Annotated in this window: 9 protein-coding genes; 5 read left to right on the forward strand and 4 right to left on the reverse strand. The window is 72.8% G+C overall.

The genetic code is table 11. The features are described from left to right. Positions 1–65: 65 nt before the first annotated feature. Positions 66–1,370 carry a D-arabinono-1,4-lactone oxidase gene (locus tag ABZ805_RS06715; RefSeq protein ID WP_358435387.1) on the reverse strand — a complete coding sequence of 435 codons (1,305 nt, stop codon included), beginning with the start codon at positions 1,368–1,370 and terminating at the stop codon, positions 66–68. A gap of 119 nt (positions 1,371–1,489) precedes the next feature. Between ABZ805_RS06715 and ABZ805_RS06720 the strand changes: the two genes are divergently transcribed. Next, positions 1,490–2,713, forward strand: coding sequence for an amino acid deaminase/aldolase (locus ABZ805_RS06720; protein WP_358435389.1), 1,224 nt, complete (start codon positions 1,490–1,492; stop codon positions 2,711–2,713). Here ABZ805_RS06720 and ABZ805_RS06725 read toward each other — a convergent pair. Further along, positions 2,683–3,261 carry a TetR family transcriptional regulator gene (locus ABZ805_RS06725; protein ID WP_358435424.1) on the reverse strand — a complete coding sequence of 193 codons (579 nt, stop codon included), beginning with the start codon at positions 3,259–3,261 and terminating at the stop codon, positions 2,683–2,685. The genes ABZ805_RS06720 and ABZ805_RS06725 overlap by 31 nt on opposite strands. Positions 3,262–4,041: 780 nt before the next feature. Between ABZ805_RS06725 and ABZ805_RS06730 the strand changes: the two genes are divergently transcribed. Then, entirely contained in the window at positions 4,042–7,200 is a 3,159-nt protein-coding gene (locus tag ABZ805_RS06730) for an L-tyrosine/L-tryptophan isonitrile synthase family protein (protein WP_358435392.1), read from the forward strand. Positions 7,201–7,690: 490 nt separating this feature from the next. Here ABZ805_RS06730 and ABZ805_RS06735 read toward each other — a convergent pair whose 3' ends face one another. Together ABZ805_RS06735 and ABZ805_RS06740 are read right to left on the reverse strand one after the other, a co-directional pair. Continuing rightward, positions 7,691–8,029 (reverse strand): hypothetical protein, encoded by a 339-nt coding sequence (locus ABZ805_RS06735; RefSeq protein WP_184483943.1) that lies wholly within the window; start codon positions 8,027–8,029, stop codon positions 7,691–7,693. A 13-nt stretch (positions 8,030–8,042) separates the two neighbouring features. Beyond that, positions 8,043–8,318 carry a hypothetical protein gene (locus ABZ805_RS06740; RefSeq protein ID WP_358435397.1) on the reverse strand — a complete coding sequence of 92 codons (276 nt, stop codon included), beginning with the start codon at positions 8,316–8,318 and terminating at the stop codon, positions 8,043–8,045. A 230-nt stretch (positions 8,319–8,548) separates the two neighbouring features. Between ABZ805_RS06740 and ABZ805_RS06745 the strand changes: the two genes are divergently transcribed. From ABZ805_RS06745 to ABZ805_RS06755, 3 genes are all read left to right on the forward strand, one after another. After that, positions 8,549–9,919 carry a helix-turn-helix transcriptional regulator gene (locus ABZ805_RS06745; RefSeq protein WP_358435400.1) on the forward strand — a complete coding sequence of 457 codons (1,371 nt, stop codon included), beginning with the start codon at positions 8,549–8,551 and terminating at the stop codon, positions 9,917–9,919. Positions 9,920–10,019: 100 nt separating this feature from the next. After that, positions 10,020–10,928, forward strand: a complete 909-nt coding sequence (locus ABZ805_RS06750; protein ID WP_358435403.1) for an aminoglycoside phosphotransferase family protein — start codon at positions 10,020–10,022, stop codon at positions 10,926–10,928. A 131-nt stretch (positions 10,929–11,059) separates the two neighbouring features. After that, positions 11,060–11,365, forward strand: a complete 306-nt coding sequence (locus tag ABZ805_RS06755) for a hypothetical protein (protein ID WP_358435406.1) — start codon at positions 11,060–11,062, stop codon at positions 11,363–11,365. Positions 11,366–11,679 lie beyond the last annotated feature (314 nt).

Raw genomic sequence — 11,679 nt, forward strand, 5'->3', positions numbered from 1 at the left:
AGCGCGGGAAGCCGCTGAGGTTCCGCTACCTGAGCACTACGCGGCAGAAGTAGCGGGACAGGCAGTCACCCCAGCACCCGGTCCAGGTACCGGTTGCGGAACAGCCCGCCCGGGTCCAACTCGGCCCGCAGCGCGCGGAAGTCGTCGAAGCGCGGATAGCGCTCCCGCAGGTCGTCGGCGGCGAGCCGGTGCATCTTCCCCCAGTGCGGCCGTCCGCCCGCCGCGTCCACGATCGACCAGAACGCCTCGAACCACTCGCGGTGCGGCATGCCGGCGAACTGGTGCACCGCGATGTACGCGCTCGGGCGCCGGTGCGCGGTGGACAGCCAGATGTCGTCCGGCGCGGCGACCCGCACCTCGACCGGGAACATCACCGGGTCGGTGAGCCGGGCCGCCGCGGCGCGCAGTTCGCCGAGCACCGCGGGCAGCGCGGCGCGCGGCACCGCGTACTCGGACTCCACGAACCGCACCCGCCGGTTGGTGACGAACACCCGGTGCGCGTGGTCGCTGTAGTGCCGGGCGGACCAGGTCGCCGCGCAGAACCGGTTGAGCGGGCGCACCAGCCGCGGCTGCACCCGGCCGAGGCGGCAGAGCGCGCCGAACGCCCGGTTCTCCACCACCTCGTACTCCACGAACTCGCGCACCCTGCTCAGCGGCCGCGGCGCGTCGCCGGCGGGGAGCCGGTTGTTGCGCTTCACCAGGGTCCGGGTGCTGTGCGGGAACCAGTAGAACTCGAAGTGGTCGTTCTCCGCGGCGAGCTCCTCGAACCGGTCCAGCACCTCGGCCAGCGGTTCCGGTCGTTCGTCGGCGACCAGGTGGAACGCGGGGACGCAGCGCAGCGTGACGCTGGTGAGGACGCCGAGCGCGCCGAGCCCGACCCGGGCGGCGGCGAACAGGTCGGGCCGTTCGGTCGCCGAGCAGCGCAGCGTCCGCCCGTCGGCGAGCAGCAGTTCCAGCCCGGTGACCTGGGTGGCGAGCCCGCCGAGCTCGGCTCCGGTGCCGTGGGTGCCGGTGGAGATCGCGCCGGCCACGGTCTGCCGGTCGATGTCGCCGAGGTTGGGCAGCGCGAGCCCGAGTTCGCCGAGCTCCCGGTTGAGCAGGTGCAGCGGGGTGCCCGCGCGGACGGTGACGTCCGTCCGCTCGACGCGTTCGATGCCGCTCCAGTGCACGAGGTCGAGTCCGAGCGCGCCGTCGTCGGGGGCGCCGACGCCGGTGAACGAGTGCCCGCTGCCGAGGGGGCGCACGGTGCGACCGCCGTGGGTGGCGGCGCGGAGCAGGATCGCGGCTTCGGCGACGTCGCGCGGCCGGGCGGTGCCGCCGGGCGCTCGGCTGACGGTGTGCGCCCAGTTCGTCCAACCTGGTCGAGACATGGCGGCAGACCTCCTGTGGCCCGGGCGGTGCTGCTGCTCGAGGCCGGTGCGGGGGCAGTGCCGAAGAAATTAAGTGAATGAGATTCACATAACAACCCCCGGCCGCCTACCGTGGACGAGTGGCCCACACCTCACCGCAGCCCGACCCGGAAGCCGACCGAGCCAGGCTCGACCGGGCTACCCGCGACCTCGACCCGCCGTTCGCCGTCGTCGACCTCGACGCGTTCCGGCGCAATGCCGCCGACCTGCGCCGCCGCGCCGCGGGTACCCCGATCCGGGTGGCCTCCAAGTCCGTGCGCTGCCGGGACCTGCTCGAACGGGTGCTCGGCACCCCCGGGTTCGAGGGGCTGATGGCGTACAGCCTGGCCGAAGCGCTCTGGCTGCACCGGCAGGGCACCTCGGACGACATCCTCGTCGCGTACCCGACCGCCGACCGCGCGGCGCTGCGCGCGCTCGCCGCCGATCCCGCGGCCGCCGCCGCGATCACCCTGCTGGTCGACTCGGACGAGCACCTCGACCACGTCGACCACGTCGTCGGACCGCACCGCGAACCGCTGCGCGTCTGCCTCGAGGTGGACGCCGCCTGGCACCCGATCCCCGGCGGCCTCGCGCACGTCGGGCCCCGCCGCTCCCCGGTGCACACCCCGGCCCAGGCGCGCCGGTTCGCCGAGCGGATCGTGCGCCGCGACGGGTTCCGGCTGGTCGGGATCATGGCCTACGAAGGGCAGATCGCCGGCCTCGGCGACGCCCCGCCCGGGAAACCGCTGCTGGCGTCCTTGCTGCGCTGGATGCAGCGCCGGTCCGCCGCCGAGCTCGCCGAACGCCGCGCCGACGCCGTCGCCCGGGTGCGCGCGGTCGCGCAGCTGGAGTTCGTCAACGGTGGCGGCACCGGCAGCATCGAGACGACCGGCGCCGAGAGCAGCGTCACCGAGATCGCCGCGGGCTCCGGGCTCATCGGCCCCACCCTGTTCGACGCCTACCGGGCGTTCCGCCCGCAGCCCGCCGTGCTCTACGCGCTGCCGGTGGTGCGCAGGCCGAGCAGGTCGTTCGCCACGCTGTTCACCGGCGGCTACATCGCCTCCGGCCCCACCGGGCCGAGCCGGGCGCCGAGCGTGCACCTGCCGCGCGGCTTGAAGCTGACCGCGGCCGAAGGGGCCGGGGAGGTGCAGACCCCGGTGTCCGGCGCGGCCGCGCGGCGGCTGCGGATCGGCGACCGGGTGTGGCTGCGGCACGCGAAGGCGGGCGAGCTCGCCGAACGCTTCGCCCACTACCACCTGGTGGAGGGGAACCAGCTGGTCGGCGAGGTGCCCACCTACCGGGGCGAGGGCGTGTCGTTCGGCTGATCGTCGGGCATCCGGGTCGACAGGTAGCCGCGCACCAGCTCCTTCGCCTCGGCGACGAGCTGCGGATCGCCCGCCGGGTCGCGCCGGAACGCCAGGTTCAGCACCGCGTCGGCCGCCTCCACGGCCACCGACAGCGGCAGCACCAGCTGCTCGCCGTCCAGCGGGAACCGCTCGCCGAGCAGCGCGACGAGCTTGTCGGCGATCACCGCGTTGTTGTCCTTGCTCTCGTCGAGCAGTCGCAGGTCGACCACGTCGCCGAAGTGCAGCCTGCTGAACGCGGGCACGTCGCGGTGCATGGTGATGTACACGTCGATCACCGTGTCCACCGCGTCCCACCAGTGCGCGAGCTCGGCGGTGGCGAAGCGCTCGCCGATCGTCTCCACGAAGCGGTTCAGGTTGCGCCGGGTCAGCTCCTGCACGACGGCCCGCTTGTCCGGGAAGAACTGGTACAGCGAGCCGACGGCGACGCCGGCGCGCTCGGCGATCAGAGTCGTGGTGACCCCCTCGTAGCCGAGTTCGTCGATGAGCTGGGCGCAGGACTCCAGCATCTTCTCCACGCGCTGGGTGCTGCGCTGCTGGACGGGCTTGCGCCGCAGCGGTGCGACTTCGGCGGACAAGGCGACTCCTTGATCACTCGTGCGGACCGTCGTGGGAGGGGCGTCCGGCAGGTGCGCGGTGGACGGTCGGCGAACTCCCCTTGCGGTCCCGCCGCGAGATCATCCCAGGTCCTTGCGTTCGAGATCATCTCAATCGACGAGATCAATCATCCTCGGAAGCGATTCGCCGCCGACCGGATCGACGAGCGGGAACCGCGCTCCCGGCCGGAGCCGCCGGTGCTCGCCGTTTCCGGATCGAGGTGCCGCGGGACGACGGTGCGGCAGCGCTCGGTCCGCCACAGTGTCCCGCGCGCGCCGTCCGCGCAGGCAGCGGACATGCCGGGGCCGGTGTCCACCGAAGGGGTGCCGCTGCGCGGGGTCGTCTCGCTCGGCGGAAGGAGCGGCTTGCGGATTCATCTCACCCCCATAGTGTTCCAGGTCACTGCTATCGGGTCGGAGTTACGGTACTGGCGTATGCATTCGGTCACGTTGCCGACGCGCATTGTCACTATCTAGCGTGAGTCGACCTGACCCGAGCTGTGATGGAAAGGTGATCGTGAGCTACTGCGGCGTCGCGCCTGGTTCTCCCCGCATCCGCACTCCCCGCGACCTCGCGCCGGGGCGCCCCGCCGGCCAGGACCGGATCGCCCCCAGACTTCCGGCGGCCCACCGCCACCCCGCACCGCCCGGCCCGCGCGCGGTCCCCGCGCCGGCACCGCGCCAGTCCGCCCGGTGACCGCGCACACGCCGGTCTCCCGGCCGAGTTCCGCGGCGCTCCCGGCCGCCCTGGTCCCGATGTGGACGGACCGGCCCGCCCAGGACCTGTGGTCCCCGCTGCCGGTACCGGAAGCCGACCGGATGCTGCACGACGGCGGATACGCACTGCGCCTGCGCAGGCACGGCGGCGAGCTCCGGCTCGTCGGCGACGGAGCGGGCGACGGCCTGCCGCTCGGGGCCGAACCGACCTGGGCCGAGCTGTACCGGCTGCTGGTCCGGTTGCGGCGCAGGCGGCGCGACCACGACCCCGGCTGGCTGCGCGCGCTCACCGGAACCCTCGGCGCGGTGCTCCCGCCGCGGGCCGACCTCGCCGCCGACCCGCTGCCGAGCGCGGTCCGCGACGACCCGGTGCTGCGCATGCACTGCGCGACCCTCGTTCCCGACGCCGCGCGCCGCGGCGCGGACCCCGACCCGCACGGCGGTGCGCTGCCCACCCCGCCGCACCCGCAGCACCCCGGCGGCACCATCGCGGTCCGGCCGGCCGCGCTGCTGGCGCCGGGACCCGACGGGGCGCCCGGGCTGCTGCGACTGGTCATCGACAACCGCTTCGGCCACCGGGAGCACGAGCTCTGGTTCTTCCTGGAGCACTTCGTGCGCCCACCGCTGCGCGCCTTCCGGCACGCGCTCGAACACCGGGGCACCGCGCTGTTCGCGGTCGACGCCGCGGGCACCGACCCGATCGCCTTCGAGCTCTCCACCGAGCTGGAGGCCACCGGGCGGGTCATCGCCTCCGCCGCCGTCGCGGAACCCGACGAGCAGGCGGTGCGCTCCGCCGCGCGGGAGCTGCTCGCCGTGATCGCCGAGCTCGCCGACGGCTTCCGCCGCATCGGCTACCCGCTGCCGCGCGGCGAATCCGTGCGCACCGGCATCGACCGGGTGCTCGACCAAGAGCTGCGGCACCTGGACCGCCCCACCGCGCGGCTGCTCGCCCGCACCGACCTGCGCGCCCACGCGCACTCGGTGGACCCCGAGCAGCACGCGGTGCTGCGCCAGGTGCTCGACACCGTGCAGGAGCGGACCCGGCACCGCCGCTGGGAACCCGAGCGGCCGCGCCCCACCGTGGTCATCGACCTCGACCTGTGCGGCATCGTCCCGCTGCGGCGCACCGTCGAAGCCACCCGCGCCGTGTCCGGTCCCCGGCCCGGCGCGCCGCACGGCATCCCCGAACTCGCCGATCCCGACGCGCTGCCGGTGCTGCCGACCTACGCCGAATCGACCTGGGACGTCTTCCTGGAGCTCACCGGCCTGGCCGAGAAGTACCCGGCGGTGGACTGGCGCGCGGTGCACGCCGAGTTCTTCCGCGCCTTCGCCCGGCCCTGGCAGCGGTTGCGCACCGACGAGGTCAACGCCGGGCTGGCCCGTTTCACCTGGGACGTGCGGGACGCGGGCGGGCAGGTCGTGTTCTGCACCGGCCGCCGCGAACGCGTCCGCGAGCACACCGCGGCCGTGCTGCGAGCGGCGGGCGTGCCGGACGCGCCGCTGCTGTGCATGCCCGACGACCGCACCCGGCCCATCCCGGAGCTGAAGGTGGCGCGGCTGCGGGAGTTCGGCGAGCTCGACGTGGTCGCCGTCTTCGACGACATGCAGGACAACCGCACCGCGCTGGGCAAGGAGTTCCCGGGCGCGCTCACCGTCGCGGTGGAGGTGCCGGGACTCGTGCACGAACGCGTCCCGGGTGGGCCGGTGCCGGACGGCGCCCCCGCGATCGCCACCTTCGAGGTGGAACCCCGGCCGCGCGCGGGCGGATCCGGACCCGGGCTGCTCTCGCACACCCACTCGCTGGAGGAGCTGCAGATCGGCGCGCTGCGGGCGAACCGCTCCGCGCAGCGCTGGGCCGTGCACCTGGACCGGGACGCCGCGCTGGAGCTCGCCGGCAACGTGCTCGCCGACGCCGACCGGGCCGCCGACCGGGTGGCCCGCGCCGCCCGCGACCGGTTCCGGCTCGACGAACCCGCGACGGAGTCCGACCACCGGGAACGGGTGGTGCACGCGCTGCACCACGTGCTGGGCCGCAAGCAGTTCCTCAAGGGGGCGCGGTCCCACTACCAGGTGGAGCACCTGCGCCAGGACGTCGAACCGTTCTTGCGGTCGGGCGAGCCGATCGACGTGGTGCTGCTGGGCTTCCCCATCAAGCAGTGCCTGAACGGGCTGAAGGCCAGCGGTCCGCTGCCGGACCTCGCCGAGTTCGGCGGGCTGGCGCGCTTGCGCGAGATGCAGCGCGCGGCGAGCGCGGTGCACCCGCCGGGGCTGCGGTTCCGCATCCTCACCGACGGCAGGCACTTCCGACCGCGGCCGCTGTCGATCACCGGCACCTACAGCTCGATCCTGCGCGAGTACGCCGACCTGGCCGGGCTGGGGTCGGCCGCCACCATCGAAGAGGTGGACGCGGTCGCCGCCCGGCGGCTCGACGTGGACCTGCCCGCCGAACGAGCCGAGCGCACCGCGCGGCACCGGCGGCTGCTCGCGGAGGCGTTGCGGGGGCTGGACATCTCCGACAACCCGCTGCGCACCCTCGACCAGGTGGACCGGCGCGCGGACGGCGTCGCGGAGGAGGTCGCCGCCTCGGTCCGGATGTTCCGCGACATGCTGATGTCGGTGGTGTTCTCGGTCCCGCTGTCGGTGCCGGAGGGCGTCGACCGGGCGAACTGGGCGCGGGCGGTCTACGCGGACGTCTACGACCTGGACGGGAACGCGGTGCCGCCGCTGCTGCGGCAGTCGCGGGTGGAGGTGCTGCGCCGCGCCTGGCACACCGTGGTGCGGTACCTGGCGACGATGCGGGTGGACGAGGAGCTCGGCTACGAGGAGCGGTTGTTCCCGAACCGGGTGCGGCTCACCGTCAGCGCCGCGCGCCCCGGGCGCTGCGGGTTCACCTACCTCGGCGGGTCCGGGCTGCTGCCGTGGCAGGGCACCGGTGCGCTGGACGGCCGCGGGCGGCTCGGCGCCGACTTCGCGGTCTCGTTGCAGGACAGGGGATTCGTGCCGGTGTACACGCCGCTGCTCGGGCCGCGGCAGCCGTGGTTCGCGGTGCCCGCGGAGCACACCCGGCCCGGCCCCGACGGCGGGATGCGGCTCGACCCCGAGTTCGCGGCCACCGCCCGACTGCGCCGCAAATGACGGGCTGCGGCTGACGGCGAGAGCGGCTGAAGACAAGAAAGGTCCCGGCGCTCGTCCGGGGAAACGAGCACCGGGACCCCTCGTCCACCCCGGCGCCCCTTCGGGGAAAGGGGAACCGGAGTCGTTGGAATCCGCGGACCGGTACCGGTCGGGGGAGGGGAGTGCTGCAGCACCGGCCCGCGGAAGACTCGTGCGGCGGCGATCTCCTGCGGTTCGGGAGTCCTTCGGGGGGACTCCCGAACCTGGCGGGGAACGGAGCTCTTCGGGGTAGCTCCGGGCTCTCGGGGGAGCTCGGGCGCCTTCGGGGATCAGGAGATCTTCGGGGCGCCGCCTGCACGTCCACTGTGGAATTGGAAGTTGTGTGGTGGCCGGCGACCACTGCCGTGGTCGGGGGTGCACGGCGTTGGTGCGCCGGCCACCGGGGCGATGGCTCGATCCGTCCGGTTCGGGGAGGGAGTGGTGCTGACCGGGGGACCGGGCGATCGCCGGTCTACGGCACCGGCGCCGCCGGGCGCAGCTCGTGCGCCGGTCGCTGGTGCCGTGCGGGACGGGGTGCCAGGGCTCCCGCGACCAAGTGCTCGTAGGCCGAGCGCCACACCGAGCACGGTGCGCTGCGGGGTCGCCATCGGGAAGAGCACTCGATGCAGTTGCCCTTGTCGTCGGTGTCGTGCGCGGCCAGCAGCGTCCGCCATCCCTCGGTGAGCCGGGGGAGTTCGGAACGCGCCACGGACAGCAGGGACGGGGCGTCCGCGCGGTTCGCCAGCTCGCTCAACACGTCGAGCCGCTCCCACACCGCGTTGCGCAGCACCTGACCCAAGATCTCGTCCACCGCAACCTCACCGTCACTTTCTCGCCTGCTCAGCGGCCCGCCGCAGTGCTTCGCTCAACTCGCCGACTCCATCGGTCGACAGCACCACGGTGCGGCCGGGCGGTCCGACGAGAACCACCCTGTCCCGGTTGACCAGCACGGTGAGGTAGCGGCGGATGTGCCCCACGTCGCGACACAGCACCCGCCACCAACGGCGGCGGCCGGCGGGTTCCGCCGCGGATCCGGCCTGTTCGGGCACCGCCGCGTTCGCGGTGACCTCCACGCCGCCCCGGGGGTCGGACTCCGTCATCCCGTCCACTGCCGTTCGGGTTCCTCTCCGTGCTCGGTTGCTACCGATGACTAGATTGGAATGCGTCGAACGCGGGCGGTAGCCGGTAGGCGATGACCGGCTCAACGGCGACGACGAACGGTCGGTGGACTTCACCCCCACCGATCACCTCTGCCGATACGCACTTCACCGGCTCGTCGAAGTGCCCTTACTCTGCGACCGACGCCCGTGCAGAGTGTGAGGGGGTCTAAATGAACACCATCGGTTCGAACGGCTCGCCCGTTACACGAGACGTCTGGGACGGCCGTGAGATGCGGGACGCGTTGGCGGCGCGGAACGTCAGCGAGATCTACCGGCAACTGCGCCGGATCGGGGTTTCGCAGCGCCAGATCGCGGCATCGACGGGCCAGTCGCAGTCCGAGGTCTCGGAGATCCTGAAGGGCCGCCAGGTCATGGCTTATGACGTGCTGGCCCGAATCGCCGACGGCCTCGGGATACCGAGGGGGTACATGGGCCTCGCCTACGACGGGGCGACGGCAATGAGGGTCGCGAAGTCGAACAGCGGCCCCCAGGCTGAGGAGGACGAGTCGGTGAAGCGTCGGAAGTTCCTGTCCCACGCGGCCGCGGTGACCATGGGTGCCGCGGTCTTCGGGGCGGAGGAGAGCACCTGGGTGCCGAGCAATGTGCAGACGCCTGCTCCGATGCGCATCGGCATGACCGACGTGCAGCAGATCCAGGCGGCCACCAAGGCGCTGCGCGACCTGGACTACCGCTACGGCGGCGGCACCTGCCGCGACGCCGTGGTCGCCCAGTTGTCCTGGGCTCAGCAGTTACTCGACGCCAACGCGTCCGACCAGGTCAAGCGCAAGCTCTACGTGTCGCTGGCGGACATGCACAGCTTGGCGGGCTGGACCTCCTTCGACACGGGTCTGCTGGACCCGGCGCGCGGCCACTTCGGGAAGGCGCTGGAGTTCGCCAAGCAGGCCGAGGACGACAGCCTCGTGGCGAGCGTGCTGTACCGGATGGGCCGCGTCTACCTGCACTACCAGGAGCCGAACGAGGCGCTGAAGCTGTTCCAGCTCGGCCAGATCGCCGCGCAGGAATCCGGTTCCTCGCTGACGGTCGCGGTGCTGTGCGCGAACGAGGCCTGGGCCTACGGGATGCTCAACAAGCCCGAGCAGGTGCAGAAGATGGTCGGCCGGACCAAGGACGAGTTCGCGAGGGCGAACGTGGCCGAGGCCCCGGACTGGGTGCGGTTCTTCAACGAGAACGACCTGCACGGGATGATCGGCTCGGCGCACGACGCGCTGGCCGTGTTCGACCCGGACCGCTACGCGCCGCTCGCCGTCGCCGAGACGATCAAGTGCAACGAGGCGTACGGCGCCGACATGCAGCGCACCCACGTGTTCGGGCTGAGCCTCCAGGCGACCAACCACATCCGGGCCGGCGACCTGCAAGAGGGCATCAAGGTCGGGCGTTCGGCGCTGCAGATCGGCGAGAAGGTCAAGTCGGCCCGCGTCGCCGACCGGCTCAAGCCGCTGGAGCTGGAAGCCGGGCGGCACCGGATGAACTCCGACGCCCGAGACCTGTCCGAAGAGATCCGCCGCTTCCGCGAGGCGTGAGACCGGTGCGCGGCAGGCGGTTCGGTGCGCGGTTCTCGCGAGGTCCGGCCCGTGCCGGTTTCCCCGGCGCGGTGCAACGGCACGACCGGGCAGGACCCCGATGACGTCGGGGACCCGCTCGGCGGAGGGCCGCTACACGCGGCCGAAACTGGCTTTGGCGCTGGCGGAGGTGTGCGCGGCCGCGGGTCTCGACCCGCGGGGCGCTCGGCTGGTGCGGTTCGTCAACAACGGCGTCTTCCTGCTGCGCGAGCACCCGGTGATCGTCCGGATCGTGCTCGCGCCGTCCTTCGCCTACCGCGCGGTGAACGTGGTGGAGGCGGGCCGGTTGCTCGCCGAGCACGAGGTCCCCGCGGTGCGGTTGCTGCCGGGCGTGCCGCAGCCGGTGCGCACCGGCGGGCACCTGGCGACGTTGTGGCAGGCGGTCCCGGAGGTGGGGCCCGCCCCGGACGGTGCCGACCTGGGCAGGCTGCTGCGGCAGGTGCACGACATGCCGCTGCCGTCGACCTTGCCGAGCTGGCAGCCGATGCCGGACGTGCGCAGGCGGCTGGCGGACGCCGAGGAGCTGGACGCGGCGGACCGGGCGTTCCTGGAGCAGCGCTGCGACGACGTGGAGGCGCGGCTGGCGGAGCTGGACTTCCCGCTGCCGCCGTCGGTGGTGCACGGCGACGCCCACCTGGGCAACCTGATCGCCGGCCCGGCGGGACCGCTGCTGTGCGACCTGGATTCGCTGTGCATCGGGCAGCCGGAGTGGGACCTGACGCCGATGGCGGTGGGCATGCTCCGGCTGGGCGCGCCCGCCGAGCGGTACCACCGGTTGTCCGAGGTCTACGGCTTCGACGTGACGGCGTGGTCCGGGTTCCCGGTGCTGCGCGACCTGCGCGAGCTCAAGATCACGGTGAGCGTGCTGCCGATCCTGCGCAGCAATCCCGGAGTGCGCGACCAGCTGCGGAGCAGGTTGCGCTCGATGCGGGAGGGTGACGCAGCGGCTCAGTGGGAGCCCTACAGGTAGCGATTGATGCGTACGATCGGGCGAAGTTCATCGACGCGTGGGGGCCACGTCGGTGATTCTTGGTGACGAGCGAGGTCTGAAGTAATACGTATGTGTGAGTGTCTGCGGCACGGGGGGCCCGGATGGACGTGATGACCAGGAACGTCGCGCGGATGCGGCGCAAGCTCACTTCGCGCGGGCGCAAGGCGCTGGACTCGGCGCGGGTGCTCGACGACGTGGTGAACAGCGAGGTCCGGCTGGTGCCGGGGCTCAGCGGGGAAGCCCGGCAGCGCGCCGTGGACCACCTCGCCGAGCTCGTGCAGCTGAGCCAGGCCTACCGGCACTACTCCTACGGCTGGATCAGCAGGCGTGAGCTGGAGCGCCGCGGCCGGGGCGCGCTGGGCCGGTTGGAGTCGCTCTCGTCGTCCGGCGTGCAGCAGCTCACCGAGCGCGAATGACCGTTCGGCGACGAGCCGATCTTTTCCGCACCGCGGAAAAACCGCCCGGAGTTCGTCCGGGCTGAAGCGCCGCGCGCGAATCCGGGAGCCGTCCCGGGGTCCGCGCTCCGCGGCATCGTCCGACTCTAGTTCCGCTCGGCGGCCGCTGTACCGCCGAACGTGGCACCTTCGCTCAGCCGGGAGCGGGCCGCCCGCGGTGGAGCGGCCCGCCCGCCGCGACTAGGAGCTGTTTAGGAACCTGGGGCCCGCTGGTGGAACGCAGTGAGGTCTCCGGTAGATGGATCAACGACCAAGAAGATCGACATCTATCCGGA

Source organism: Saccharopolyspora sp. NPDC047091 (assembly GCF_040643635.1).
In the GTDB taxonomy this organism is placed as follows: domain Bacteria; phylum Actinomycetota; class Actinomycetes; order Mycobacteriales; family Pseudonocardiaceae; genus Saccharopolyspora_C.